At 72.5% G+C, this 26,498-nt stretch carries 23 protein-coding genes; 13 read left to right on the top strand and 10 right to left on the bottom strand.

Going from position 1 to position 26,498, the window contains the following annotated elements; all coding sequences use genetic code 11:
• Nucleotides 1-160 precede the first annotated feature (160 nt).
• The 6 genes from ETAA1_RS03790 to ETAA1_RS03765 all read right to left on the bottom strand — a co-directional run bounded on the left by ETAA1_RS03790 (nucleotide 161) and on the right by ETAA1_RS03765 (nucleotide 6,311).
• The gene (locus ETAA1_RS03790) at nucleotides 161-1,435 is read right to left on the bottom strand and encodes an MFS transporter (protein ID WP_145234445.1); all 1,275 of its coding nucleotides are present in this window, start codon (nucleotides 1,433-1,435) and stop codon (nucleotides 161-163) included.
• Nucleotides 1,436-1,520: 85 nt separating this feature from the next.
• Nucleotides 1,521-2,288 carry an amidohydrolase family protein gene (locus ETAA1_RS03785; RefSeq protein ID WP_145234443.1) on the bottom strand — a complete coding sequence of 256 codons (768 nt, stop codon included), beginning with the start codon at nucleotides 2,286-2,288 and terminating at the stop codon, nucleotides 1,521-1,523.
• A complete protein-coding gene (locus tag ETAA1_RS03780; protein WP_145234442.1) occupies nucleotides 2,285-3,067 on the bottom strand; it encodes an amidohydrolase family protein in 783 nt (260 codons plus the stop codon). The genes ETAA1_RS03785 and ETAA1_RS03780 overlap by 4 nt, the downstream gene beginning before the upstream one ends.
• A gap of 146 nt (nucleotides 3,068-3,213) precedes the next feature.
• Nucleotides 3,214-4,536 carry a 3-keto-disaccharide hydrolase gene (locus ETAA1_RS03775; protein ID WP_145234440.1) on the bottom strand — a complete coding sequence of 441 codons (1,323 nt, stop codon included), beginning with the start codon at nucleotides 4,534-4,536 and terminating at the stop codon, nucleotides 3,214-3,216.
• A gap of 141 nt (nucleotides 4,537-4,677) precedes the next feature.
• Nucleotides 4,678-5,943 carry an MFS transporter gene (locus tag ETAA1_RS03770; protein ID WP_145234439.1) on the bottom strand — a complete coding sequence of 422 codons (1,266 nt, stop codon included), beginning with the start codon at nucleotides 5,941-5,943 and terminating at the stop codon, nucleotides 4,678-4,680.
• Nucleotides 5,944-5,981: 38 nt separating this feature from the next.
• Nucleotides 5,982-6,311, bottom strand: a complete 330-nt coding sequence (locus ETAA1_RS03765; protein ID WP_202920641.1) for a DNA polymerase ligase N-terminal domain-containing protein — start codon at nucleotides 6,309-6,311, stop codon at nucleotides 5,982-5,984.
• Nucleotides 6,312-6,358: 47 nt separating this feature from the next.
• Here ETAA1_RS03765 and smpB point away from each other — a divergent pair, with 47 nt between their 5' ends.
• The 4 genes from smpB (at nucleotide 6,359) to ETAA1_RS03745 (ending at nucleotide 10,674) form a co-directional block, all read left to right on the top strand.
• On the top strand, nucleotides 6,359-6,841 hold the full coding sequence (smpB, locus tag ETAA1_RS03760) for an SsrA-binding protein SmpB (protein ID WP_145234435.1): 483 nt from the start codon (nucleotides 6,359-6,361) through the stop codon (nucleotides 6,839-6,841).
• Between the two features lie 66 nt (nucleotides 6,842-6,907).
• Nucleotides 6,908-7,909, top strand: a complete 1,002-nt coding sequence (locus ETAA1_RS03755) for a glycosyltransferase family protein (protein WP_145234433.1) — start codon at nucleotides 6,908-6,910, stop codon at nucleotides 7,907-7,909.
• A 2-nt stretch (nucleotides 7,910-7,911) separates the two neighbouring features.
• On the top strand, nucleotides 7,912-9,516 hold the full coding sequence (locus tag ETAA1_RS03750) for a lipopolysaccharide kinase InaA family protein (protein ID WP_238389463.1): 1,605 nt from the start codon (nucleotides 7,912-7,914) through the stop codon (nucleotides 9,514-9,516).
• 231 nt (nucleotides 9,517-9,747) lie between these two features.
• Entirely contained in the window at nucleotides 9,748-10,674 is a 927-nt protein-coding gene (locus ETAA1_RS03745; RefSeq protein WP_145234429.1) for a hypothetical protein, read from the top strand.
• Between the two features lie 17 nt (nucleotides 10,675-10,691).
• Here ETAA1_RS03745 and ETAA1_RS03740 read toward each other — a convergent pair whose 3' ends face one another.
• Complete coding sequence (locus tag ETAA1_RS03740; protein WP_145234427.1) at nucleotides 10,692-12,443, bottom strand: amidohydrolase; 1,752 nt, start codon at nucleotides 12,441-12,443, stop codon at nucleotides 10,692-10,694.
• A gap of 132 nt (nucleotides 12,444-12,575) precedes the next feature.
• Between ETAA1_RS03740 and ETAA1_RS03735 the strand changes: the two genes are divergently transcribed.
• From ETAA1_RS03735 to ETAA1_RS03725, 3 genes are read left to right on the top strand one after another with little or no spacing between them, the layout of a single operon-like run.
• Nucleotides 12,576-13,403: an FKBP-type peptidyl-prolyl cis-trans isomerase gene (locus ETAA1_RS03735; RefSeq protein WP_145234426.1), complete on the top strand. Its 828-nt coding sequence runs from the start codon at nucleotides 12,576-12,578 to the stop codon at nucleotides 13,401-13,403.
• Nucleotides 13,404-13,421: 18 nt separating this feature from the next.
• Nucleotides 13,422-13,835: a carboxymuconolactone decarboxylase family protein gene (locus tag ETAA1_RS03730; RefSeq protein ID WP_145234424.1), complete on the top strand. Its 414-nt coding sequence runs from the start codon at nucleotides 13,422-13,424 to the stop codon at nucleotides 13,833-13,835.
• A 3-nt stretch (nucleotides 13,836-13,838) separates the two neighbouring features.
• A complete protein-coding gene (locus ETAA1_RS03725) occupies nucleotides 13,839-14,330 on the top strand; it encodes a hypothetical protein (RefSeq protein WP_145234422.1) in 492 nt (163 codons plus the stop codon).
• A gap of 115 nt (nucleotides 14,331-14,445) precedes the next feature.
• On the opposite strand, the gene ETAA1_RS03720 is transcribed toward ETAA1_RS03725, so the two are convergent.
• Entirely contained in the window at nucleotides 14,446-16,269 is a 1,824-nt protein-coding gene (locus ETAA1_RS03720; RefSeq protein ID WP_145234420.1) for a VCBS repeat-containing protein, read from the bottom strand.
• Between the two features lie 551 nt (nucleotides 16,270-16,820).
• On the opposite strand from ETAA1_RS03720, the gene ETAA1_RS03715 reads away from it, so the two are divergent.
• Entirely contained in the window at nucleotides 16,821-17,057 is a 237-nt protein-coding gene (locus ETAA1_RS03715; RefSeq protein WP_145234418.1) for an ATP-dependent Clp protease adaptor ClpS, read from the top strand.
• 52 nt (nucleotides 17,058-17,109) lie between these two features.
• On the top strand, nucleotides 17,110-19,206 hold the full coding sequence (locus ETAA1_RS03710) for an amino acid transporter (protein WP_145234416.1): 2,097 nt from the start codon (nucleotides 17,110-17,112) through the stop codon (nucleotides 19,204-19,206).
• Between the two features lie 80 nt (nucleotides 19,207-19,286).
• On the opposite strand, the gene ETAA1_RS03705 is transcribed toward ETAA1_RS03710, so the two are convergent.
• Nucleotides 19,287-19,877, bottom strand: a complete 591-nt coding sequence (locus tag ETAA1_RS03705; RefSeq protein WP_145234414.1) for a ribonuclease HI family protein — start codon at nucleotides 19,875-19,877, stop codon at nucleotides 19,287-19,289.
• 64 nt (nucleotides 19,878-19,941) lie between these two features.
• Between ETAA1_RS03705 and tsaB the strand changes: the two genes are divergently transcribed.
• Nucleotides 19,942-20,619 (top strand): tRNA (adenosine(37)-N6)-threonylcarbamoyltransferase complex dimerization subunit type 1 TsaB, encoded by a 678-nt coding sequence (tsaB, locus tag ETAA1_RS03700; protein WP_145234412.1) that lies wholly within the window; start codon nucleotides 19,942-19,944, stop codon nucleotides 20,617-20,619.
• On the top strand, nucleotides 20,616-21,428 hold the full coding sequence (locus tag ETAA1_RS03695; protein WP_238389366.1) for an alpha/beta hydrolase family esterase: 813 nt from the start codon (nucleotides 20,616-20,618) through the stop codon (nucleotides 21,426-21,428). Before tsaB ends, ETAA1_RS03695 begins: the two co-directional genes overlap by 4 nt.
• A 10-nt stretch (nucleotides 21,429-21,438) precedes the next feature.
• Here ETAA1_RS03695 and ETAA1_RS03690 read toward each other — a convergent pair whose 3' ends face one another.
• Entirely contained in the window at nucleotides 21,439-22,149 is a 711-nt protein-coding gene (locus tag ETAA1_RS03690; protein ID WP_202920640.1) for an aspartyl/asparaginyl beta-hydroxylase domain-containing protein, read from the bottom strand.
• Between the two features lie 183 nt (nucleotides 22,150-22,332).
• Here ETAA1_RS03690 and ETAA1_RS03685 point away from each other — a divergent pair, with 183 nt between their 5' ends.
• Together ETAA1_RS03685 and ETAA1_RS03680 are read left to right on the top strand one after the other, a co-directional pair.
• The gene (locus tag ETAA1_RS03685) at nucleotides 22,333-23,748 is read left to right on the top strand and encodes a DUF1501 domain-containing protein (protein ID WP_145234411.1); all 1,416 of its coding nucleotides are present in this window, start codon (nucleotides 22,333-22,335) and stop codon (nucleotides 23,746-23,748) included.
• Between the two features lie 146 nt (nucleotides 23,749-23,894).
• Complete coding sequence (locus ETAA1_RS03680; RefSeq protein WP_145234409.1) at nucleotides 23,895-26,498, top strand: c-type cytochrome; 2,604 nt, start codon at nucleotides 23,895-23,897, stop codon at nucleotides 26,496-26,498.

The following is a 26,498-nucleotide window of genomic DNA, read 5'->3' as shown; positions in this document are numbered from 1 at the left end:
AAAACGGTCCTGCGGGCGCGAAAAGCGGTGGGGCGGGTTCCTCTTTTATACCCCGCCCGGCGGCCGAAAGGGAGGACAATCCCGGACCCTCGGCCCGGCGCCATTGTGTGTACGACTCCCCCCCGGGGGGTCGAGGCACGAATTGAGTCGATGCCACAAATTAGTGTTGGAGCGTGTCCCGCGGCCACAGCCATCCCGCCGCCGCGGCCAGGAGCGGCACGCAGCCGATCACCACGAACAGCGTCGCGTACTTCCCCGGGCCGGCGAGGCCGAACTCGCCGATCGTCTTCGTCACGCCGCTGATGACCAGCCACGACATGCAGCCGCACACACCCAGGATCGTGGCGGTGTGACGCGGGATTACGTCCTGCGCGAGCGAGAAGAAGATGGCGAACCCGCCCATCGCCGCCGCCGCGACCACGAAGAACATCCCCACCTTCAGCCCGAACAAGGCGCCGGCCGGCAGCAGCGCCGCCGGCACCGTCGCGGCCAGCAGCACGACCGCCACGCCGGTCATCACCAGCTGCCGCGAGCGTTCGACAGTGTGGCCGGCGCGGACGAGCCGGCGCGTGGTCCAGCCGCTGACCAGGCTGCCGAGGTCGGCGGCGACGTAGAACCCGGCGAGGATGTACAGCTCCGTGTCCGCCGCGACGCGGAGGTCTTCGGTGAGGTAGCGCGGGAACCACTGGTTGTAGAAGTGCCAGCACAGGTTCACGCACACGCCCGTCGCCAGGCACACCCAGAACGCCCGCATCCCGAACGCGGCGGTGAACGGGGTCGAGCTCCCGGGGACCGCGGGGTCGGCCGGCTCGACGTGGTCGATGACGGCGGCGCGGTCGCCGCGGGTCGTCGCCATCCACAGCGCCGCCCACACGGCCCCGACGGCGCCGACCACCACGAACAGGCCGCGCCAGCCTTCACCCGTCTCCCGGTTCACGGCCAGCAGCACGAGGAACGGCGTGGCCACGGCGCCGATGCTGGCGCCGCTGTGGAAGATGCCGTTGGCCAGGCCGCGGCTCTCGCGCGGGATCACCCGGCGGACGCACGCCACGGCGCACGGCCAGTTGAACGCCTCGCCGACGCCGAGCATCACCCGGCAGGCGATCAGCGCCCCCACCGCGCCGGCGGGGACCATCCCGGTGAGCACCCCGGCGCCGCTCCACACGACGATGGCGCCGAGGTACAGCCAGCGGAGGCTGAACCGGTCGATGAGGAGGCCGGCGACGATCTGGAACAGGGCGAACGAGACGCCGAACGCGAACTGGATGTCGGCGTAGACGGCGTTGCGGCGGGCGGGGTCGGGCTCGAACTCGGCGAGGAGGTGGCGCTGGGTGTTGTTCAGCGCCTGCCGGTCCATGTAGTTCAGCATGGTGGCGAGGAACAGCAGCCAGACGACGGACCACCGCCAGGTGGCGACGGGGGAGGGGGCGGGCATGGGGAGGGGCTCCGGGGCGGGAACCCTCCCGGTGTACGCGCCGGCGGCGGCGGCGGCGAGCCGTCACCGCACGGCACGCGGACGGCTACGGCACCAGCGCCGTGGCGTTCCCCGCCCGCACCTTCGCCGCGTCCTCGTCGCGCAGCGCCGCCTCGCGCAGCTTCAGCGCCGCCGACTCCCACACGAACACCGGCGCGTGCGACCCGAACAGCACCCGCCCCGCCCCCACCCGCTCCACCAGCCGCGCCGTCCGGCCCAGCCCCTCGATCATGGCGATGTCGAAGAACAGGTTCGGCACCCGCGCGTACACCCCGAAGCCGTCCGACGACGGGTCCAGCCGCCAGTTCGCCATCACCACCTTCAGGTCCGGCAGGGCGGCCAGCACCCCCGGCAGCGGCGCGAACGCCGCCGGCGTGACGTGGAACACCGGGTGTTGCACCCGCTCCTCCTCCATCCGGCCGACGATCACCACCACCAGCTTCTTCGCGCTCGCCGCCTCCAGCAGCGGCGGCAGCGCCGGGTCGGCGAGGGTGTAGTTGTGGTAGTCCGGGTGCAGCCGCAGGCCGGGCATCTTGTGCACGTCGGCGCAGCGCTTCAGGTCGTCCTCCCAGCCCGGCTGCTTCGGGTTCACCGTGCCGAACGGCACGAGGATGCCGCCGCCGTGGGCCTGGCACGTCGCCGCGAGGCGGTCGTTCACGCCGCGCACGTCGCGGTGCAACAGCGCGTCGGTGCTGCCGGCCCAGGCGCGGGTCACGCCCTTTTCCTTGAGGAACTTCGCCATCGCGGCGGGTTCGGCGAGCGGCAGGTGGCGGAACGGGTACGGGCCGACCGCGAGGTTCGTGTCCACGATCACGGCTTCATCCCCTTGTCGGCGAGGATCGGGCGGAGCAGGGCGCGCAGGTTCTCGCCGAGAATCTTCCGCTTGGCGTCGGCCGGGATGTCGGCGGCCTGCACCTTCGCCAGCTGCGAGCCGAAGCTGCGCCCGCCCACGTCGCTGCCGTACAGCATCCGGTCGGCGCCCAGGTCGCGCACGCCCATCTCGACGCACCCGGCCGACGGGTCGAACCCGCCGACCTCGGCGGCGATCGACGGCGTGCCGCGGATGGCCGCGAAGCCGCGCTCCCAGTCGCCGCCGGAGTGGCCGCAGATCAGCTTCGCGGTCGGGTGCCGGCGGGCGAGTTCGACCAGGTCGCTCGGCGTGGACTCGCCGGGGTGGTTGCCGGTGGCCTTGAACCACGTGTGTTGCAGGATGGGCGCCTTCAGCGCGGTGGCGGCGGTGATGATGGCGTCGAGCCGGCGGTCGCGGGCCAGCTGCGCGACCCACAGCTTGACGCCGACCATGGGGCCGTTCTTGACGCACCGCTCGATCTCACGGACGCTCTCGGTCGGGTGCTTGCCGCTGCAGTAGACGAACCCGAACGCCCGGTCGTGGTGGTGGGCGATGGCCCGCATGGCGTAGTCGTTCTGGGCCTTGAGTTGTTCGGGCGACGGGTCCATGACGTGCGGGAAGCCCATGGAGATGCAGACGCGGTCGACGCCCATGCGGTCCATGAAGCGGACGATGTTGGCCATCCGCTCCTCGGGCGTGCGGCCCTCCACGCCGTGCAGGTGGGCGTGAACGTCCCAGATCATGGGAACCCTCACCAAAGGAGGAAGAAGAGTTTTGACAGGATAACAGGATGAAGCAGGATGGAAAACAAAGGCAAAAATCGAATTGAATTCTGTCTTTGTTTTCCGTCCTGCTTCATCCTGTTATCCTGTCGATAATTCCTGGCCTGCTACCTCTTCTCCAGCCGCTTCACCCGGATGTCGCGGAACGCCACCGGGTCGTTGTGCCCGCAGAAGCCGAAGTGCCCCGTCAGCCGGTCCTTCCCGGGGTGCGGCTGGTTGTCCTTGAACGTCGTCACCGTGCTCAGGTCGGCGTCGAGGATGCGGGTGCCGTTCAGCTCCACGCGCAGCCGGTGGCCCACGGCCGTCACCTCGACGAAGTTCCACTCGCCGGCCGGGCGGCCGTAGCCGCGGTGCGCCGCGACCATGCCGTAGGCCGAGCCGTTGAACTGGCGCGGGTCGAGCTTCGCGTAGCTCGGGTGGTCGTCGTCCAGGATTTGCAGCTCGCACATCGCCTCGGTCGCGGCGTGCTTGCCGGCGCCGGGGTAGCGGATGGCCAGGCCGTTGTTGCCGCGCGGCGGCACCTTGTACTCCAGCCGGGCGGCGAAGTCGCCGTACTCGGCCGCGGTGTAGATGTTGCCGCCCTTCTTCGGCCGGCACACGATCGCCCGGTCGATCACCTCGTAGTTCTCGGTCGGCCCCTGCCAGCCGGCGAAGTCGGTGCCGTTGAACACCGCCTCGAACCCGGCCGCGCCGTGCTTCGCCAGGACGGCGTTGGCCTCGGCCGCGGGAATCTCGCGGACGGCGAGGTTCTTCCAGCGGATCTCGCCGCCGTGGGTTTGCAGCAGAATCTTGCCGCGCTTGCGGAGCGGGTCGGCGCGCTTCCAGTAGTTCTCCATGCGGGCGTGATCGACGACGAGCTTGTCGTTCAGCCACACGGACGTGCGCTCGCCGACCTGCACGACGCGGAAGCGGTTCCACTCGCCGAACGGCCGGTCGGCGCGGACGAGCGGGTCGCGGCCGGGGGCGTCCGGCGTGTTGTTGAACAGGCCGCCGGAGCCGAGGTGCGGCCGCCGCGTCGGGTTCTTCGGGTCGAACACCTGGTTCCAGTCCCAGATTTGCACCTGCGGGGTCGAGCGGAGGTAGACGCCGCTGTCGGCCTTCGGCACGGTCTTGTAGTCGAGCACGAGCTCGACGTCGCCGTACTCCTTGTCGGTGGCGAGGTACGCGCCGTGCCCGTCGTTCACGAGCTCGCCGTTGTCGACGGACCAGTGCTTCTTCGCGTCCGCGGTCCAGCCGGCGATCGCCTGTTCCTTCTCGGCGGCGCTCAGCTTGTCGAACGCGGCGGGGTCCGCGCCTTTGGCGTGGATGTTCCAGCCGTGCCAGCCGCCGAGATCGCGGCCGTTGAACAGCGGGGTGAAGCCGGGCTCTGCGGCCGGTGCGCGGCCGACGGCAACGGCGGCGAGGACGGCGAGGGGGAGGAGGTGTTTCATGGTGGGGAAATGATACCCCGCCGCGGGGCCGGTCCGCCAGCAGTAAGCGGGTGCGGATGACGGGGTGATGGGGTGAGGGGGTAAAGGGGCGACCAGAGGTATCTGCGTCTCACCCGTCCGCCACTTCACCCCCTCACCCCTTCACCCCTTAACCCCTTCACGGGGTTCAAAGCCCTTCAGGAGTACCACGAGCAGCGCACACGCCACCAAAATGCACCCGAGCGCCATGCCCTCGAATACCGCCGCCACCCCCACCGCGTCGGCCAGCTGACCGGCGAGCAGGTGGCCGGCCGGGGCGCTGGCGCTGAGCGTCATCGCCCACACGGCCATCACCCGGCCGCGCACGTCGTCCGGCACCGCCAGCTGCACCGCCGACTGGCCCGTCGAAAGGAACAGGATCAGTCCGCCGCCGACGCACCCGGCCCAGCCGACGGCGACGGTCAAACTCGTCGCCGCCGCCAGCCCGATCAGCCCGGCCGCGGCCGCGGCGGCGCCGCACACCAGGAACGCGCCGCGCCGCGCCGGCGTGCCGTAGGTGGCGCACGCCAGCGCCCCCAGCAGCGCCCCGCCGCCGAGCGCGCTCACGAGGAAGCTGTACGACTCCTCGGCGAGCCCGAGTTGCGTGCGGGTGTAGCCGGGGAACAGCGTGAGCACCGGCCACGCGAACGCGCACAGCACGAACGTCAGCACCACCAGCCCGCCGAGCCGCCGCCGCCCGGCCAGGTAGCGGACGCCGTCCCACATCGACCCCGGCGGCGGCCGCACGTGGTCCGCCGGCAGGCCGGGAATCTCGATCCGCCGCAGCGCCAGCAGCACCGCGAGGAAGCTGACCGCGTTCAGCGCGAAGCAGCCGACGGCGCCGAGTTCGACGGCACTCAGCCGGCCGACGTGCGGCGCCACTTCCGCGGCGAGGAGGAACAGCAGCCCCGTGGCCGCGGGGCCGACCGCCCGGCCGGAGTTGAACAGCATCGCGTTCAGGCCGACGGCGTTGATCAGGTCTTCCCGCGGGACCAGGTCCGGCACGAACGCCAGCCGGGTCGGCAGGTCCACGGCCTGGATGACGCCGTTGAGGAGTTGCAGCGCCAGCACCAGCAGCGGCGCCGCCCACCCGCCGGCGACCAGCACCGCGAGCACGACGGCGTTCACGAGGAACGCGGCCTGCGTGCGGACGATGAGGTCGCGCTTCGGCCAGCGGTCGGCGAGGTGGCCGGCCCAGGTGCCGAGGAGCAGCGTCGGGCCGACCTGCGCCACGAGGAGGTAGGAGGGCCAGCGCACGTCGCCGGTGCGGTCGTAGAGGAGCCACATGAGCGCGGCGCTCTGCATCCACGACCCGGTGAACGAGACGATCTGCCCGAGGAAGTAGCGGCGGTAGTTGGGGTGCCGGAGGGAGCGGAAGGGGGACGGCATGTCGGGTCATCATACGCCACCGGCTCCGTCGTCATTCGTCATTCGTCATTCGTCACTCGGCAGAGCCCGTCGCCGATCACGAACCGCCCCGTGAGCCGCTCGCCGCGCAACTCCACCACGGCGCACGCCGCCTCCACAATCCAGTCGAACGTCCCCGCGTCCCAGCGCGTCACGCTGCCGCGGCCGCCGGACACCGGGCCTTCGTAGTCGAGGTAGAGCGTGCGGTGGTCGGCGTTCGGCTCGGCCGGCACCGCCGCCGCGCCCGGCTCGCCGCGCAGCCGCCACGCCCGCAGCACCGGCCCCGCTTCGAGCAGCAGGTCGAAGTGCGGCTCCGGCCAGTCGTGCGAAAGGACCACGAAGCGGGGCACGGCGGTTGCTCTATCGGCCCGGGAACCCAGTCCGTAAGATACGGCACATGGCGAAGTCGAAGGACCCCGAAGGCCAGACGACCGTCTGCCGCAACCGCCGCGCCACGCACGACTACGCCGTCACCGACACGATCGAGTGCGGCCTCGTGCTCGTGGGCACCGAGGTGAAGAGCCTCCGCGACGGGCACGCCACCATCGACGAGGCCTACGCCCGCATCGACGGCCGCGAGGTGTGGCTGATCGGCGCCGAGATTCCGGAGTACCTGTACGGCAACCGCCAGAACCACAAGCCGAAGCGGCCGCGGAAGTTGCTGCTGCACCGCCGCGAGATCGCCAAGTTCGCCGAGAAGGCGGACATCAAGGGGTTCACGCTGGTGCCGCTGCGGCTGTACTTCCGGGACGGCCGCGCCAAGCTGGAGCTGGGCGTCGGCAAGGGGAAGCAGAGCCACGACAAGCGCGAGTCGCTGAAGACGGCCGACGCCCGGCGCGAGATCGACCGGGCGATGTCCGCGTCGCGGCGACGCAAATGACGAATGACGAATGACGAATGACGAATGACGAATGACGAATGACGAACCGGACCAGGGAGGGTCGCGGTGCAACTGGTCGCGCTGGTCGAGGACGAGCACCACGTCTGCTGCCGGTACCGGCTCGCGGCCCTGCGCCCGCCGCTCGCCGCCGCCGGGCACGCCCTCCACTTCCGCACCCTTCCCCGCGGCTGGGCCGGCCGCCTCGCCCTCGGCCGCGACCTCGGCGACGCCGACGCCGTGATCCTTCAGCGGAAGCTGCTGCCGCGGGTGGCGCTGGCGCTGCTCCGGCGCCGCGTGAAGCGCCTCATCTTCGACTTCGACGACGCCGTGTGGCTGCGCGACTCGTACTCCGCGAAGGGGTTCGACGACCCGCGCCGGCTCCGCGGCTTTCGCGCCGTCTGCGCCGCGGCCGATTTGGTGGTCGCGGGGAACCCGTACCTCGCCGCCGAGGCGCGGCGGTGGGCGCCGGCCGGGCGCGTGGTCGTGGTGCCGACCGTCGTGGACGTGGCGAAGTACCCGCCGCCGGCGCCGCCGGGCGCGGGCCTGCGGCTGGTGTGGGTGGGCTCGTCGAGCACTCTCCGAGGGCTGGAGCGGTTCACCCCCACGCTGTCGGCAATCGGCCGCGCCGTTCCTGGCGTGCGGCTGAAGCTCGTGTGCGACCGGTTCATCTCGATTCCCGACCTGCCGGTCGAGGAGTGCGTCTGGAACGAGGCGACGGAGCCGGCCGAGCTGGCGGCCGCGGACGTGGGCATCGGCTGGGTGCCGGACGACCCGTGGAGCCGCGGCAAGTGCGGGCTGAAGGTGCTCCAGTACCAGGCCGCGGGGCTGCCCGTCGTCGCCAACCCGGTGGGCGTGCAGGCCGATTTCGTCACCCCCGACACCGGGTTCACCGCGACGACGACCGACGAGTGGGTGACCGCCGTGCGCCGGCTCGCGGACGATGCCGCGCTGCGGGCGCGGCTCGGCGCCACGGGCCGGCGGCAGGTCGAAGCCCGCTACAGCGTGCCGGCGGCGGGTGCCCTCTGGAACGCGGCGCTGGACCGACTCGCACCGGCGCGGGCGGCGTGACCATGTTCAGCCACTTCCTCCGCCGGGTCGGCGCCGTCCGGTGGGACATCCCCGCCGCGGCGGTGGTCCGCGCCGCGGGAATGAAGTGGCGCCTCGCGCCCGGCGCCGACCTCGGCGGCGCCCCGGACCTGTCCGCGTGGGTCGCCGACGGGTCGGCCGTCGTCGTGAAGTCGAACCCGTACCGCACCATTTACCGCGTCGCGCTCCCGGGCGGCGCCGTGTACGTGAAGCACCTCCGGCCGCGCGGCCTGCGGGCGTGGCTGCGCGAAGTCGTGCGGCCGCCGAAGGCCCGCCTGGAGTTCGAGAACGCGCTGCTGCTCGCGGCCCGGGGCGTGCCCACCGTCGAGCCGCTGGCGTGGGGCGGGCCCGACTCGGCGTGGCCCGGCGAGAGCCTCCTCGTCACCCGCGCCCGCGACTCGGCCGTGCCCTTCACCGACCTGCTGGAAGCGCTGCCGGCGAGGCCGCCCGCCGAGCGCCGCCGGGTGGCCGTGGCGCTCGGCCGCTTCCTCGCGCAACTCCACGACGCCGGCGTGACGCACCCCGACCCGCACCCCGGCAACCTGCTCGTCGAGGGCGACCGGTTCGACCTGCTGGACCTGCACGCCGTCCGCGTCTCGGCCCCGCTGACGTGGGCGGAGGCGCGGGCGAACCTGGTGCTGTTCAACCGCTGGTTCCAGCTCCGCGCCGGCCGCGCCGACCGGTGCCGCTTCTGGGCCGCGTACCGGGCCGCGCGCCGCGTCCCGATCGAACGCACGGCGTGCCGGCAGATCGAACGGGCGACCGCGGCGTCGAACCTCCGCTTCTGGGCGGCGCGGGTGCGCGACTGCCTCGGCCGCACGCGGCACTACCCGCGGGTCCGCGGCGGGTACGCCGTGCGCGACCTCCCCGCGGACGTACTCACGACGCTCGACGAACTGGCCGCCGCCGGCCGCGTGCTGAAGGACTCGCGGACCTCGACGGTCACCGCGTTCGCGCTGCCCGGCGGCCGACGCGTCGTGCTCAAGCGCGTGAACGTCCGCCGCTGGTTCGAGCCGCTGAAGAACCTGTTCCGCCCGTCGGCCGTGCTGCGGTCGTGGGTCGCCGGCCACGCCCTGCGCGACCGCTGGCTGCCGACGCCTCGGCCCCTCGCCGTGCTCCACCGCCGCCGCTTCGGACTACCCGCGGAAGGCTTCCTGCTCGTGGAAGAGGTTCCCGGGGCGGTCGGCCTCGCGGAAGCGGTTGCCGCGGGCGCCCCGCTCGGCGATCTTGTCCCACGACTGGCGCGAACCCTCCGACTGATGCACGACCGGCACGTCTCGCACCGCGACCTGAAGGCGGCGAACCTGCTGCTGGGGAACGGCACCGACCCGGTGTTCGTCGATCTGGTCGGCGTCCGCGTCGGTCGGCCGGTGTCGGCGGCGCAGCGGGCGAAGGAACTGGCCCGGCTGAACGCCAGTTTTCTGGCGTCGCCGCGAGTCCGCCGCGCCGACCGGCTCCGTTTCCTGCGCGCGTACCTCGCCGCCGGCCCGGCGCTCGGCGGGGGTTGGAGAAGCTGGTGGGCTGCGGTCAGTCGGGCGACCGACGCGAAGGTGGCGAAGAACCGCAAGTCGGGGCGCGAGTTGAAGTGAACACCCGCCCGCGGCGGCGGGTGGGCCTCGCTTCCTCGAACACAATTGATTCAACCCGGCTTCCTTTCCCCTTCCCCTGAAGCCGCCCCGGCCGCACGACCGAACTTATCCGCGTCAACTGGTCTGGCGGCGACCGCCGGGGGTCGGGTATTGTCCCCACCCCTCCGGGCGCCCGCGCTTCCACGGAAGCCGCGGGGCCGGGGTCGGTCCGCCGCCGCGGGGCAAGCCGACATGCCGTGTTCCCCGGTCCGCCGCCGAGCCGCCGCCCGCCTCCTCGGCTGGGCCGGCGCCCTCCTCACGGCCGCCGGCTGCGAGACGCTCCTGCCGCGCCCCCAGCCCCCCGAACCGGTCGCCGAGACCAAGTCCGACGTGGTGCCCGCCCGCGGCACCGAGCCCGGCCCGCCGCCGGCCACGCCGCCCGGCAAGGAGAGCACCCGCCGCGGCCCCTACGTCTTCTACCACGACTTCACGGTCGACCGCGCCGACCCGCTGTTCGCCGAACTCGAAGCGCTGCCGGACCAGGTGTGCGGCGAGCTCGGCCTGCCGCCGTACACCGGCATCGTGCAGGTGTTCCTGTTCGACACCCAGGACCGGTACGAGCGGTACATGCGCTCCCGCTACCGGCACCTGCCGACGCGGCGGGCGTACTTCATCGCCGAGCCGCGCGTCGGCGGCGGGGCCGACGACCTGAAGGTCTTCACCTGGACCGGCGACCACCTCCGCACCGACTTGCGGCACGAACTCACGCACGCCCTGCTGCACGGCGTGCTGAAGGACGTGCCGCTGTGGCTGGACGAAGGCCTGGCCGGCTACTTCGAGCTGCCGCCGGAGCAGCGCGGGGTGAACCCGCAGCACCTGGAGATGCTCCGCCGCGGGCCGTTCCAGCCGGACCTCGGCCGCCTCGAACGGCTCGACCAGGTGCGGCAGATGGAGAAGCCGGAGTACCGCGAGGCGTGGGCGTGGGTCCACCTGATGCTGCGCGGCCCGGCCCCGGGGAAGGCGGCGCTGGCGGAGTACCTTCAGCAGCTGCGCGGCACCGACCGCCCCGGCCCGCTGATGCCGCGGCTACGCGAGGCGATCGGCGACCCGGACGCGGCCCTGGCCGACCACCTCGCCCGGCTGGCCGTCCCCCGGACCCGCGCCGCCGCCCCGCGCTGACCGGCGCGCGCCCGGCGTCACTTCGCCTCCCACACGACGCGGCCGCCGACCACCGTCAGCAGGACGCGCGTGTCCTTCACCGCGTCCACCGGGCACGTCAAGTAGTCGCGGTCGATCACGATCAGGTCGGCGAGTTTGCCCGCCTCCAGCGAGCCCTTCAGGCGCTCCTCGTGGTGCAGGTACGCGTTGTTGATCGTGTACAGCCGCAGCGCCTGCTCGCGGGTCAGCGCCTCCGTCGGTTCGAGCACGCCGCCCCGCTCCAGGTTGCGCGTCAGCGCCACCCAGATGCCGAGCCACGGGTGCCACGGGTTCGTCGCGTCCAGCGGGTCGAAGCGGAGCATGTGGTCGCTGCCGCCGCCGACCGTCGTGTAGTCGAGCCAGCTCTTGTACGGCTGGAACCACCGCATCCGCGCCGGGCCGAGCACGTTCAGCAGCGTGTGGCCGTCCTTCCACAGCCACGCCGGCTGCACGTCGGCGCAGACGCCGAGCCGCTTGCAGCGCTCGAGGTTGTTCCGGCTCGGGAAGTTGGCGTGCGTGATGCAGAAGCGCAGGTCCTTGATCGGCGTCATGCGGTCGGCGAACTCGTAGGCGTCGAGCAGCACGTCCATCGCGCCCTCGCCGGCGGTGTGGGCCGTCAGCTGCCACTTGCGGCGGGCGGCCTCCTCGGCCAGCACCTTCAGCTGCTCCGGCGGGATGAACAGCAGGCCGCGGTAGGCGTCGTCCGTCACCTGGTACGTCGGCCCCTTCGGCCACGGCTCGCGCATGTAGGCCGAGCCGTTCAACATGCCGCCGTCGAGGAACACCTTGATGGGGCCGATCTTCACCCACTCGTCGCCGGCGCCGGTGGGGCCGCCGCGGCCGTCGGCGCCGGGGAGGTCGTCGAACCGGCGGGCCAGCTCGTCGCGGGTGCCGATCGGGTTGAAGCCGCGCGCCACGTTGACGCGGAGTGTCAACGCGTTGTCACGCTGGAGGGCGAGGTAGGCGTCGAGGTCGCCGCGGCCGGCGTTGCGGTCGGCGATGCTGGTGAGGCCGAGCTGGTTGTACCGGGCGAACAGCTTCAGGAGCGCCGCCCGCTTCTGCCCCGCGGTCAGGTTCTCGCCGCCGCCGGGCACGCCCTTCAGCACGCCGTAGGCGTTGCGGAGCATCCCCGTCGGCTCGCCGGTGACGGGGTCTTTCACGACCTGCCCGGCGCGCGGGTTCGGCGTGTCCTTCGTGACGCCGGACGCCTTCAGCCCCGCGGTGTTGACGACGCCCGCGGGGCCGGCGTGGTACAGGACGGGGTGGTCCGGCGCGGCGGCGTCGAGCTCGGCCCGCGTGGGGAAGCGCGCCTCCGCGAGCCGCGTCGGGAAGGCGTAGCGGATGACGATCCACTTCCCGGCCGGCGTGGTCTTCGCCCTGTCGCGGACGAACGCCTGCACCTCCGGGATGGATTTCAGCAGCGGCAGCGGCTCGCCGGCCTCGCTGGCGGCGGCCCCGGTGGGGTGGGTGTGGCTGTCGTACAGGCCGGGCATCACCGTCTTGCCCGCGGCGTCGATGACGCGCGTGGCCGGCCCCTTCCGCTTCAGCACGTCGGCGTTCGAGCCGACGGCGACGATCTTCCCGCCGCTCACGGCCACGGCCTCGGCGACGGTGAACCTGGCGTCCACGGTCAGCACCTTCGCCCGGTGCACGATCAGGTCGGCGGGCGAGCCGGGGGGGTCGGCCCCTGGTTCCTGTGCGGCGACGGGGACCGCGAGAAGGGCGGCGAGCGCGGCGAGGGGGAGTTTCACGGGCGGGGCTCCGGGGTGAGCCTCCGGAATACCACACTGCGGCGGCGGGCTCAAGTCGCGCCCGCCGCACAGCCGATACACCCGTTACAGGCCGCCCCGCAGACGGCCGCCGCACCAACCGCAGGACGCCGCATGGACCCGCGCCTGTTCCGCCCCGCCGTCGACGGGCTGGAATCCCGCCTCGTCCCGGCCTCGCTCGAGGCCGACGTCGTCGCCGCGTACACCCGCACCGTCACGAACACCGAAGACCTGTTCCACCTCGGCACCACCCTGCACCGCGGCCGCACCGCGAACACGATCAGCATCCTCGCCACACAGCTGCCGCAGACCGGCCTCCAGAGCCGCACCGACGCCGGCACGCTGACCACGTACCGCACCAGCCTCCAGCAGTCGCTGGCGCTCAACCCCGCCGCGAGCACTCCGGCCGTACAAGAATTCCTGATGCAGGTCGCCGGCGCGGAAGCTCAGGCCATCCTGAACGGGGTGTACGCGGACCTTTACGCCCGCGGGTTCGGGGGTACGCCGATCCCGCCGCCGGTGCCGCCGTCGCCCCCGCCGGGCGGCGGGACCGTGTTCGGCCCGGACCTGTCCCCGCCGACCAGCACGCTGCCGTTCTCGCTGACGGACCCGAACTTCCGCACGCTGCCCGACGGCGTGAGGGTGTGGGACGTGACGACCGGCAGCGGCGCCACCCTGACGGCGAACGGCTCGAACTTCACGGCCTCGTACACCGGCTACCTGACGAACGGCACCGTCTTCGACAGCGGCACCCTGACCGGGCGGAACCTGAGCACGTCGAACTACATCGCCGGGTTCGTCAGCGGCCTGGCCGGGATGCAGGTCGGCGGCACGCGGCGGATCGTCATCCCGGCGGCGCTGGGGTACGGCAGCACGGCCCGGCCCGGCATCCCGGCCAACTCGGACCTGGTGTTCGAGGTGACCCTCACGTCGATCCCGTAGCGAATCCGGGGGTCAAGCATGACGCGCGTCGCCACGGTCCCGCCGGTCGCGGAGGAGTCCGCGACCGGGCTCGTCGCCGAGGTCTACGCCGACATCCGCCGCACCAAGGGGATCGACCGCGTCCCCAACCTGTGGCGCGTGCTGGCCACGAACCCGGCGCACCTCGAACTCGTGTGGTCGCGCCTCAAGGCGGTCATGCACCCCGAGGGCGGCCGGCTGACGCCGCGCGAGCGCGAACTGATCGCGCTCGCGGTGTCGGCCACGAACGGCTGCGCGTACTGCGTGAACTCGCACACCGCCGCCCTGCGAAAGCTCGGCGTTGACGTCGAAACGCTGGGCGAGGCGCTGGCCGTGGTCGGGATGTTCAACACGACCAACGCCCTGGCCGACGGCTACCAGATCGAGCCCGACATCCTCCCGCCGCTGGAGTAGCACATGTTCGCCGCCGTCGTCGCCGCCGGGGTCGTGAGTGTGGCGCAGCCGTGCTGCCCCGTCTACACGCTCGACCAGCTCGTGCGCATGAACCGCGAGCAGCTCGAAACGCTATACCGCTCGGCCGAGATGGGGCAGACGCCTTACGGCGTCACGAACGGCCGCGCGATCCGCAACCCCGGCAGCCGGCTGACGGTACCCTCGTCGCGGGTGATCCACGTGCTGTGGCAGGGGAAGGTGTTCAAGGACGACGGGATGATGGTGAACCGCGTGCTGGGGCTGCGCGCGGTCCACGCCCGGGTGTACGTCGGCGAGAGCTGGCTGGACGGGCGGCCGTCGGTGATCATGGACTACGCCGGCGCGTCGCGGCTGTTCCCGGACGTGCGCGACGAGGTGCGCGAGGTGAGCCCCGGCGTGTGGCTCGGGGTGATGTACACCCGTAAGCCCGGCGGCCCGGAGCAGACCATGTTCTTCGCGCTCGCCGCCCGGCGCTGACGAAAACCAGGAGTTTAGACAGGATAACAGGATGAACAGGATACCGAACCAAGGCCGTGCCTTCGGTTCGGTATCCTGTTCATCCTGTTATCCTGTCTAAACTCTTCTTCGACACTCAGCCCACGTACACGCCGTCGATCGTGGCCGGGTTACCGAACGGGTTCGTCAGCTTCGTCGTCGGCGTGTTCATCTCGCTGAACGGGATCACCCGCACCATCGCACTGTTCGTGTTGCCGCTGCCGACGATCAGCTCGGCCCGGCCGTCGCCGTCCACGTCCTTCGCGGCCACGCGGATGCCGGCCCGGTCGTTCTGGTCCCAGGTGAAGAAGTCGGCCAGCGCCGGCAGCGCCGCCATGTCCGCCCCCGGGTTGGCCACCAGCACCGCCCCGCTGACGATGCGGACCCGCGGGCCGCCGGTGTTGCCGGTGCTGTAGATCACGTCGGCACTGCCGTCGCCGTCCACGTCCGCGGCCGCCACGTACACGCCGCTGCGGAGTGACGAGTCCAGCGCGAAGAAGTCGGGCACCAGCCGGTCGGCCTTGCCCGCGGCCAGCGCCGCGCCGTCGTACACCGCCACCCGCGGGCCGCCGCCGAGGCCGGCCCCGACCACCAGGTCGGCGGCGCCGTCGCGGTTGACGTCGGCCATCGCCACCCGGCTGCCGCCGCGGAAGCTGGCGTCGCCGAACGCCAGGAAGTCGGCGGCCACCGTCAGCCGGCCGCCGTAGACGCGGAACAGCACGACGCGGGTGCCGCCGCCGGCGTCGGCCGACAAGGCCAGCTCGTCGCGGCCGTCGCGGTCCACGTCGCCGGCCGCCAGGAACAGCCCGCCGGCGAAGCCGTCGAGGACCGTCGTGCGGCCCACCAGGTCGGCCCCGGTCTTGCCGTCGTAGACGCGGACGGTGCCGGCCGTGCCCGCGCCGGTGGCGAAGGCGTAGTCCTTCGTGCCGTCGCCGTTGAAGTCGCCGACCACCGAGCGGATGACGCCCGTCCACCCGCCGAACGGCGTGGACGGGGCCCCGGCCGCGACCAGCGTGTCGTCCGAGTTTAGGGTGTAAATCTGCGCCGTGCCGTCGGTCGCCCCCGTCAGCACGACCGGGGTGCCGCCGCCGCCCACGGACACCGGCGGGGTGAACGACGACGCCGCGCCCGGCACCCCGGCCACGTCGGAGACCGTCCAGCCGAGGTCTTTGAGGCCGGCGAAGTCGAGCGCGGACAGTTCCACCCGCCGGCCGAGGCTGGCGTAGGGGTCCATCGAGACGACGTCGCCGCGGACGGTGATCCCCTCGGCCCAGTGGTCGCCGTCGGCGCTCAGCGGCACCGGGCCGCCGAGGACGGCCGTGGCCGTGGGGCCGACGAACGCGCCGCCCGCGGTGAGGCTGTTCCACTGCGGGCTGGTGCCGATGCCGAGGACGTGCGTCAGCTCGTGGACGGCCGTGCTGTAGAAGTCCAGCTGGTTGGCGCCGATGCCGCTGATGCCGCCGCCGAAGTACCAGTTGGTGCCGACCGTGTCGAAGGACAGCGCGCCGCCCCAGAGGCCGAAGCCGGCGCGGCCGCGGATGCTGTCGAACCACGCCTGCGAGCCGCCGGCCGAGTACCCGCCGTAGCCGCCCTCGCCGGCCTCGGCACCTTCGAGGTTGCGGCCGCCGGCGTAGATGACGATCGTGTTCGCGCCGACGGCCAGGTTCGGGATTTGAACTTCGCCGCCGGTCGCGGGGTTGAAGAAGCGGGCGGCCCAGGTGTTGCCGCCGCCGGGGACGAGGGCGGGGAGGTTGGCGTCGAGGTGGGCGCCGATGGCGTCGGCGGCCGACTGGAGAACGGCCCGGCGGCCCGGGTCGTTGAAGAACCCGTTGGTGTCGAACGAGTAGTCGATCTGGAAGACGACGGCCGGGCACTCGCGGGCTTCGAGGCCTTCCAGCTTCAGCGTCGTGGCGTTGCTCATGGGGGAGCCCGGCCCTCGGCGCGCACCCCGGACGGGGCCGGCGCGGGGCCGGCCGTCGGGTGCGGCGGGTCGTGTGTCGAGGAAGCAGGCCGACGACGGGGTTGGTCGGCGCCGGTGTGCCGGGCTCGCGGCCCGGGGCGGTCGGCCGCCCGCTCGGGAGCAGGTGGGGGCGACCGCGACACCAGAGATGTAGGACAGGGAGCGGGGCGGTCGGCCGGCCGAGGGGGCGGAAAAAGGATTGGAAATGCCGGGGGTTTACGCGCTGTAAACACCTGGAACGGCGCCTCAGCGGGCGGCGGAAAATGGCCCCCGAATTCGGCCAGCGGCGGAAGTGTGGCGTGGGGTGAAAGTATGCGCCGGGCGTAACCCGGCGCCCGCGCGCACGGCGCAACCGGCACCACCGCACCCGCCCCAGGGGCGACCACACCGGCCCGCGGACTCGGTTGTTGCGACCGGTGCGGCTACAGGTTTAGAGTGGGTCCGTCGGCCGGGCCTTCTCCCCGGTGCGCCCGGCCGACCAGCTCGCAGCGGCTCCCACCCCGAGGGCAGCCATGTCGTTCCCCCGCTACAAGGTCTTCCTCCACCGCCCCGCCGACCGCGGCCTCATGGCCGTCGTGCGGGCCGTCGTGGACCTCACGCGGTTCGCCGCCGCCGAGGCCGAGTTCCGCATGTGGGAGGCGTTCCACCGCGGCCGGGCCGTCGTGCTCGTCACGCACCTGGAGCGGGCCGAGCTGTACGTCGAGCAGTTCGCCGCCCGCGGCCTGCCGGCGAGCATCGAGCCGGCGTGACGGGATACAATCACGGGCGGGCCAACACCGGCCCGCCCCGAGGTTCCCCGTCATGCCCGCCCCGGAGACGCCGGCCGCCGAGCCGGAACCCCCAAGTACCGACGCGGCCCCGGCGCCACTCCGCCGCAGCCGCTTCCGCACCGCCTGGCCCTGGGTTCTCTGCGTCGTCGCCCTCGACTACCTCTCCAGCCTCGCGTACCAGCCGTCGGTCGCGTTCGCCTCGGCCGGCCGCCTCGCCCCCGTCGCCACGCTCGGCGTCGTTCTCGTCACGCTGTTCGGCGCCCTGCCGCTGTACTGCTACCTCGCCGGCCGCTCGCCGCACGGGTCCGGCTCCGTCGGCCTGCTCGAACGCCTCGTCCCCGGCTGGCACGGCAAGTTGCTGGTGCTGGTCGTGCTCGGGTTCGCGGCGACGGACCTGATCTTCACCCGCACGTTCTCCGCGGCCGACGCCGCCGAGCACCTGCTGCACAACCCCATCCCGCAGTGGCAGGCCGGCGTGCGTGTCGTGGGCGAGGCCTGCGGGGCGCTCGCCGGGGCGCTGCCGGACCAGGTGAGCGAACACGCCCGCGGGCTGAAGAACCCGCGCGTCGTCATCACGCTGCTGATCCTCGTCCTCGGCTTCGGCGCGGCCCGCGTTTTCCGCCGCGGCGTCACCCGCGGGCTCGTCCGCATGGCGGTCGCCGGCGTCGTCGCGTACCTGACGGTGACCGGCATCGTGGTCGGCTACGGCGTCGCGTATCTGGTGAATCACCCGGAGCTGGTCGAAGCGTGGTGGGCCGCCGTGGAAGGCGGCGCGTGGAAGCCCGGCGACGCGGCCGGCCCCGCGGTCGGGTGGCTGCCGCTGGTGCTGGCGTCGGCGGCGCTGTTCCCGCGGCTGGCGCTCGGCCTCAGCGGGTACGAGCTGGCGCTCACGTCGATGCCGCTCGTCCGCGGCGGCGGCACCGACACCACCGAGAACCCGCGCGGCCGCGTCCGCAACACGCGCGTCCTGCTGGCCGTCGCCGCGATCGTGATGTCCGCCCTGCTGTTGGCCTCGACGCTCGTCACGACGGTACTCGTCCCCGCCGACGCGCTCTTCACCGACGGCCGCGCCGCGAACCGGGCGCTGGCGTACCTGGCGCACGGCCAGCCGCTCGCCGCCGGCCTCTCGCCGACGGCCGTGATCCCGTTCGCCGGCCCGTGGCTCGGCGCCGCCTACGACCTGGCCGCGGTCGCGGTGCTGACGCTCGCCGGCATCGTGGTGATGGTCGGCATGCGGCACCTCATCCCGCCGTACCTGTACCGCCTCGGCATGGACTGGAAGTGGTCGCAGCGGTGGGGCGTGCTCGCGGTCCTGTTCGGGCTGGTGAAGGTCGGCGTCACCTTCGCCTACGACGCCGACCCGGAGGCGCAGCGCGGCGCGTACCTCACCGGCGTGCTGAGCGTGTTCACGGCCGCGAGCGTCGCCGCCGTCCTCGACGTGTGGAAGAAGCGGGCCGGGCGGTTCGTGCTGTTCCGCGTTTCGCCGGTGTTCCTGACCGGGCTCGCGGCGTTCGCCGGCAGCCTCGCGGTGGTGGTGTGGCAGCAGCCGGGCGGGCTGAAGATGTCGCTGTGGTTCGTCGGGCTGACGCTGCTGGTGTCGGTCGTCACGCGGTTCTTCCGCACGACCGAGCTGCGGTTTCGCGGGTTCGAGTTCGCCGACGCCGAGTCGCAGCGGCTGTGGCAGGACGTGGTGGCGCACGACTTCCCGGTGATCGTGCCGGTGCGGTCGATGGACATGGGCGGCGACGTGGCCGGGAAGGAGGCCGAGATCCGCCGCTTCCACCGGCTGCCGCCCGGGATGCCGATCCTGTTCCTGCAGGCCGAACTGGCCGACCCGAGCGACTTCTACCACGAGCCGCGGATGCGGGTGACGCGCGAGAACGGCCGGGTGGTGGCGCAGGTGAGCCGGTGCGCGTCGATCCCGCACGTGATCGCCGCGGCGGCGCTGGACGCGGCGAAGTGCGGGGTGGTGCCGGAGCTGCACTTCGGGTGGTCGGCGGAGAACCCGCTGACGGCGAACCTGCACTTCGTGCTGTTCGGGCACGGGAACGTGCCGTGGATGGTGTACGAGCTGATCCGCGCCGCCGACTTCCCCGCCGACCGCAAGCCGCGCGTGCTCGTGGGGTAGGACAGCCCGTCAGGCCGGGGCGCAACCCCCGTCGGGTATGAAGAGCCCGACGGGGCTCGCGCCCCGGCCTAACGATCCGGTCACTTCTTCCGCAGCACGCCGCCGTCTTCCAGCACCGACCACAGCTGCTCCCACACCGCCTCCGGCGGCACCGTCGCGCCGTCGGCCCACGCCCGCGCCGCCGAGCGGAGCACCTCCAGCGCGTCGGCCCGCACGCGGTCGTCGGCCACCGCCTTCGCCGGCGCCTTCGGGCTCGCCGGGGCCGCGCCCGCCTTCTTCTTGCCGTCGAGCGCCTCGTTGTAGAGTGCGTCGGCGCGCTTGTTCTGCTCGCGCCGCACGTGCGTGATCCGCACTTCCGCGAACCCCTTCCGCAGCTCGCTCGCCTTCTTGTGCAGCGGCTGCAGGTCCGGGTGCTTCACGCGGTACTCGCTGGCCATCTGCTTCACCAGCAGCTCGCTGTCGCTGAAGATGTCGAGCGTCTTCAAGCCGAGTTCGGTGGCGAGGTGGAGGGCGCTCACGAGCGCCGTGTACTCGGCGACGTTGTTCGTGGCGGTGCCGAGGGTGCCGCTCTCCTCGACGGCCGGCTGGCCCGGCCGTTCCAGCACGACGGCGTACGCCGCCGGGCCGGGGTTGCCGCGGGCGCCGCCGTCGATGTGAATGGTCGCGTCCATGCCGGCTCGCCGCGGGGGTGGGGTCGTGCGAGAATGAACCCGAATTGTAACCCGCGGGGCGGAAATGGGCGAGCACTGGCTGGTGATCGACACCGCCTCCCGGACCGGCCGGCTCGGGCTGGTGCGCGACGGCACCGTGGTCGGCGCCGCGGCGCTGGACGCCGCCCGCCGCCACGCCCGCGACCTGACGCCGGCGGCTGCGGCGCTGCTCGACGCGGCCGGGGTGAAACCCGCGGGCCTGACCGGGGTAGTGGTGAGTGTCGGCCCCGGCAGCTTCACCGGGCTGCGCGTCGGCATCATGGCCGCGAAGGCGTTGAGCTACGCCACCGGCTGCGCCCTCGTCGCGGTGCCCACGTTTGCCGCGATCGCCAACCGCGCCCCGGCTGAAGCCGCGAACCTGTGGGTGATCGCCGACGCGCTCCAGGGGCAGGCGTACTTGCAGCGCTACCGCGGGGGCGAAGCCGTGGAGCCGCTGCGGATCGTAACCGCGGCCGAGGTGCTGCCGGCGGCGCCGGCGGACGTGTGGTTCAGCGGACCCGGCGTCGCCACGTTCGAGCCCCTGCTCGCCGACCGGTCTGCGGCGGCCGAGCGCGAGCCGAGCGTGGAGTCGCTGTATGCCGCGAGTCGCGGGATCGCCCCGCTGACCCGAGCCGAGATGTTCGAGCTGGAGCCGCTGTACCTCCGCGGCAGCTCGGCCGAGGAGGCGGCGAAGAAGCAGGCCCACGAAGGAGGCTCGCCGTGACCCGCCCCCTGTTCGCGCTCGCGCTGCTGGCCGTCGGCTTCGCCAACGCCCCCGCGCAGGTGCCCGTGGCCGGCACCACCCGCGTCGAGTGGACCGTCGGCGGGGTGAAGCGGGAGGCGCTCGTCGCCGCGCCGGCGGCCGCGAAGGCGAGCCCGAGCCCGCTGGTGTTCGCGTTCCACGGCCACGGCGGCAGCATGACGAACGTCGCCCGCGCCCACGCCTTCCACAAGCACTGGCCCGAGGCGGTGTGCGTCTACCCGCAGGGGCTGCCGACGCCGAGCAAGCTGGTGGACCCCGACGGCAAGAAGGCCGGCTGGCAGCACACCGCCGGCGAGCAGGCCGGCCGCGACCTCGCCTTCTTCGACGCCATGCTCAAGACCATCAAGGCCGACTACAAGATCGACGAGAAGCGCGTCTTCGTGACGGGCCACTCGAACGGCGGCCGGTTCACGCACCTGCTGATGGCCGAGCGCGGCGACGGGTTCGCGGCGTTCGCGCCGTCGGCCAGCATCGCCGCGGGGCTGGTGAAGGGGTACAAGGCGAAGCCGTACTTGCACGTCGCCGGCGAGACGGACCAGCTGGTGCCGTTCGCGGCGCAGCAGCGGACGATCGCCGCGGTGAAGGCGCTGAACGGATGTGCGGCCGAGGGGAAGGACTGGGCGAAGGCCGGGGTGGTGACGGGGGTGCGCTACGAGTCGAAGGGCGGCACCCCGGTGGTGACGCTGACGTACCCCGGCGACCACGCCTTCCCGGCCGCCGACGCGGTGCCGCTGGTCGTGCGGTTCTTCCAGGAGAACCCGGGGAAGTGACCCCGGTGGGTCACCCCGCGGCCTTCAGCCGCTTCATGACGCTGCGGCCGTAGGTGTGCCGCGCCACCACGTCGGTGACGAACTTGTTCAGCAGGCTCGGCAGCAGCGGCATCGGGCGGCGCACGTCCACGATCAGTACCACCCGTGTGCCGGGGCTGTGGTTCACCACCTCGTGCGTGTGCGAGTCGTCGAACAGCACCGCCTCGCCCTCGCGCCACACGTGGTCCTGCCCGGCCACCACCAGCTTCGGCGGGCTCTCGGCCGGCACCTTGAGGGCCAGGTGGTAGCGGAGGTAGCCGTAGTACGGCCCCTCGTGCGCCGGCACCGACTTGCCCGGGTCGAGCACCGAGAAGAACGCCTGGATCAGCCCCGGCACCTGGTCCAGCAGCGCGCACGTCTGCGGGCACAGCGAGCGGTTCCCCTCGGGCTTGTGGCCGAGGAGGTACAGCATGAACACCTTCCACGTCTTGGCGGTGTCGGTGCCGGTGATCTTCGCCTCGCCGGGGTCCACGTCCTGGTAGCGGCGGAACCGCGGCGTCTCGCGCAGCGCCGCGTCCAGCTCCGCCTTGATGACCGGGAAGCCCTTCGTGAGCGTGTCGAGCTGCGGGACGGTCTTGGCGATGTCGAAGTAGGCGGGGCGCTCCTTGCCGCCGGTGTACAGGGACAGGTAGCCGTTCACCGCTCCCTTGAAGATGTGGTAGTCGAGCTTCAGCTTCTTCACGGGCGGTCCCCGGCGGAGGGAGGGCGGCACGGTCGTTAACCGTCTATCGGCCGGGGCGGAAGTTGGGCTTGACACGATCTCACCGGGCCGCAGCTCGCCGGTTCGCGCTTCCCGGCGTGCGCGGCGTGGGGTAGGATCAGGGTGCCTACCCCCCGCGCTGCCGCGCCCGCCCGGACGCCCCTCATGCCCCCGCCCGACTGGTTCCGCACCCGCGCCGCCGGGCGGCCGGCGACCCGCCGCGACGCCCTCCGCCTTGCCGCCGCCGGCGCCCTCGGCCTGTCGCTGCCGGCGTGCCTGGCCCGCGCCCACGCCGCCGGCCGCGCCGCGGCGAAGAACGTGCTCGTCATTCTGGAGCAGGGCGGGCTGTCCCACATGGACACCTGGGACCCGAAGCCCGACGCCGTGGCCGAGCACCGCAGCCCGCACCGGCCGATCGCCACAGCCGTACCCGGGGTGCAGTTCACCGACCTGCTGCCGCGCACCGCCGCCGTCGCCGACAAGCTCGCGGTGGTGCGGTCGTTCCACCACGCGAAGGGCGGCGCCGACGCGCACCCGAACGGCACGCAGTACGTCCTCTCGGGCTCGCACCCGAGCGGGGCCGCGCTCGAGATGCCCGACCTCGGGGCCGTCGCGGCGCACGCCCTCGGCGGCGTCGACCGGGCGCTGCCGCCGTACGTGATGGTGCCGGGGAACCACGAGCAGGCGAACGAGACGCGGACCGGGTTCCTCCCCGCGGCCACCCGGGTGTTCAAGACCGGCGGCCGCGACCTGTCCGACCCGGCGTGGACGATCCAGGGGATCGCCGCCCGCGCCGACGCCGCCGGCCCGCGGCTGGCCGACCGCCACGCCCTCCGCGGCGCCCTCGACGGCGCCCCGCGCACGTCAATCGACCCGCGCGGCATGGACCGGTTCTACGACCAGGCGTTCGACATGCTCACCAGCCCGCGGGTGGCGGCGGCGTTCGACCTGAAGACCGAGCCCGCGGCCGTCCGCGAGGCGTACGGGGCCGGGCACCGCGGGGCGTGCTACCTGATGGGCCGCAAGCTGGTCGAGGCCGGCGTCCGGTTCGCCACCGTCGACGTGCGCTGGCCGCTGACCCCGGCCGTGCCGGGCGGGTTCAACCTGAACTGGGACCACCACGACGCCATCTACGCGCCCGGCAGCTGCGGCACCGTGCGCGACAAGGCCGGCGGCGAGGGCCGCTACGGCATCGGCCACTGGGTGATGATGGGGAGCGTGGACCGGGCGTTCGCGGCGCTCGTGCGGGACATGGACCAGCGCGGGCTGCTGGCCGAGACGCTCGTGTGCTTCGTGACGGAGTTCGGGCGGACGCCGCGGCTGAACAAGTTCCAGGGCCGCGACCACTGGGTGAAGGCGTACTCGATGGTGTTCGCCGGGGCTGGCGTCCGCGGCGGGCAGGTGGTGGGCCGGACCGACCGCGACGGCGGGTACGTGACCGACGCCGCGGTCACGCCCGAGGACTACGCCGCGACGGTGTACGAGAAGCTCGGCATCGACCGGTCGGCGCCGCTGTACACGAGCAGCAACCGGCCGGTGTACATCGGCCACGCCGGCAGCCCGATCGCGGCCCTGATGTGAGGCTTCCCAGGGCTTGCGCCCTGGGCTGTTGGCTGCCGCCCCTCCGGGGTTCCGGACCTACGGCAATCTGGGTTCTCGCTTTCCCGCCGCCGGCCCGCGGGGTAGGATTCCTGTCCCACCCCGCGCCCCTCCCCGGAGCCGCATCCGTGACCCGATTCGTTGGCACCGCTCTCGTCCTCGCCGCGGCGCTGCTCGCCGCCGGCGTCGGGCCGACCGACACCGCCGAGGCGCAACAGCCCAAGAAGAAAGCCCCCCCCAAGAAGCGCGACGTGCCGCAGCCCGACGAGCTGTACGTCGCCCCCGGCTTCAAGGTCGAGCTGCTGTACGTCGCCGAGCCCGACACCGAGGGCTCGTGGATCAACATGTGCGCCGAGAAGCCCGGCCGGCTGATCGTCGGCGGGCAGGGCGGGCAGCCCGTCCTCCGGTTCACGATCAAGGACGGCAAGGTGGCCGGCGTCGAGAAGCTGCCGCTGCCGATCGGCGAGACGATGGGCCTGCTGTACGCCTTCGACCACCTGTACGTCACCGGCGCCGGCCCGAAGGGGTACGGCCTCTACAAGTGCAAGGAAGGCGCGGACGGCAAGTTCGACGTGCAGGTGATGAAGATCTTCGGCGCCGGCGGCGAGCACGGGGCGCACGCCGTCGTGCTCGGCAAGGACGGCAAGCTGTACGTCATGAACGGCAACCACACCAACGTCCCCGAGGGGCTGGCGCCGACGAGCGCCCTGCGGAACTACGCGGAAGACCACCTCCTCGGCCGCGCCCCGGACGGCAACGGCCACGCCACCGGCCGCATGGCCCCCGGCGGCTACGTCCTCCGCACCGACCCCGACGGCAAGACGTGGGAGATGGTGCTCGGCGGCTTCCGCAACGCCTACGACATGGCCTTCAACCCCGACGGCGAACTGTTCACGTTCGACAGCGACATGGAGTGGGACTGGGGCATGCCGTGGTACCGGCCGACGCGCATCAACCACTGCGTCAGCGGCGCCGACTTCGGCTGGCGGTACGGCTCCGGCGTGTGGCCCGACTACTACCCGGACAGCCTCCCCACCACGCTCGACATCGGCCTCGGCTCGCCGACCGGCGTCACCAACGGCGTCGGCGCCGCGTTCCCGGCGCGCTACCAGCGCGCGATCTTCATCTGCGACTGGACGTACGGCCGGCTCATGGCCGTGCATCCGACGCCGAAGGGGTCGACGTACTCGGCCACGTTCGAGAACTTCGTCGCCCCGCTCGGGCTGGTGAAGGCGGGCGCCCCGAAGAAGGCGCTGAACCTGACCGACGCCGTGATCGGCTCCGACGGCGCGATGTACTTCACCATCGGCGGCCGCAACACGCAGGGGGCGCTGTACCGCGTGACGTACGACGCCAACCTGAAGATCGACAGCGGCGGCGACACGGTCGTGAACACCGCCGGCGCGAAGGAGCGCGAGCTACGCCACGGCCTCGAAGCGTTCCACGGCAAGGTGGATCCGAAAGCGCTCGACGCCGCGTGGCCGCACCTCGGCAGCCCGGACCGGTTCGTCCGCAACGCCGCGCGGGTGGCCGTCGAGTTCCAGCCCGTGGACACCTGGAAGGCGAAGGCGCTCGCGGAGAGCGACCCGCAGGCCGCGCTGAACGCCCTCGTGGCCCTGGCCCGCTACGGCACCGCGAAGGACCAGCCGGCCATCCTCGCGGCGTTGGAGAAGCTGCCGTTCGCCAAGCTCACCCGCGAGCAGAAGCTGGAGAAATTCCGCGCCCTGCAGCTGACGTTCATCCGCCAGGGGCCGCCGGCCGGCGGCGTGAAGAAGCTCATCGCCGAGGTCGAGGCCGGCTTCCCCGGCCCCGACGAGGAACTGAACCGCGAGCAGTTCCAGATGCTCGTGTACCTCAACGCCCCCGGCGTGGTCACGAAGGGGCTCGCCCGCATGGCCGCGGCGAAGGACCAGCAGACGCTGTTCCACGACCTGTTCCACCTGCGGAACGTCGGCGTCGGCAACTGGACCCCGGAGCAGCGCAAGACGTACCTCGGCTACTGGACGAAGCGGCCCGACTTCAAGCAGCCGGCGGACCTCACGAAGTGGTTCGACGAGGCCGGCCGGCCGTACGCGAACGGCAACAGCTTCGCCAACTTCCTCAAGAACTTCCTGCGGGAGAACGTCGCGGCCATGTCGCCGGCCGAGCAGAAGGCGCTGGCCCCGACGATCACCGCGATCAACAAGGACATCACCCCGCAGTACGACGTGAAGCCGCGGCCGGTGGTGAAGCAGTGGACGATGGCCGAGATCACGCCGCTGCTGGCCGACGGGTTCGAGAAGGGTCGCAGCTACGAGAAGGGGAAGGACGCGTACCTGGCGGCGCAGTGCGCGAAGTGCCACCGCGTCGGCGACACCGGCGGCGCGGTCGGCCCGGACCTGACCGCGATCAGCAGCCGGTTCGGCCGGGCTCAGGTGCTGGAGTCGATCCTGGAGCCGTCGAAGACGCTGAGCGACCAGTACCAGAACGAGACGTTCACCACCGGCTCCGGCAAGAGCGTGACCGGCCGGGTGGTGGACGAGACGAAGGACACGATCTCGGTGCAGCCGGACCCGCTGGACCCGGCGCGGGTGCTGATCCGCAAGGACGACCTGGAGAGCCGGGTGGCGTCGCGGCTGTCGCCGATGCCGGCGAACCTGGCCGACGTGCTCACCCGCGACGAGGTGCTGGACCTGCTGGCGTACCTGGAGGCGGGTGGGCGGCGCAACCACCCGGTGTTCGGGAAGAAGTAG

Source organism: Urbifossiella limnaea, from assembly GCF_007747215.1.
Lineage (GTDB): Bacteria > Planctomycetota > Planctomycetia > Gemmatales > Gemmataceae > Urbifossiella > Urbifossiella limnaea.
Note: the sequence above shows the minus strand (reverse complement) of the source record. Positions and strands in the feature narration are given on the sequence as shown.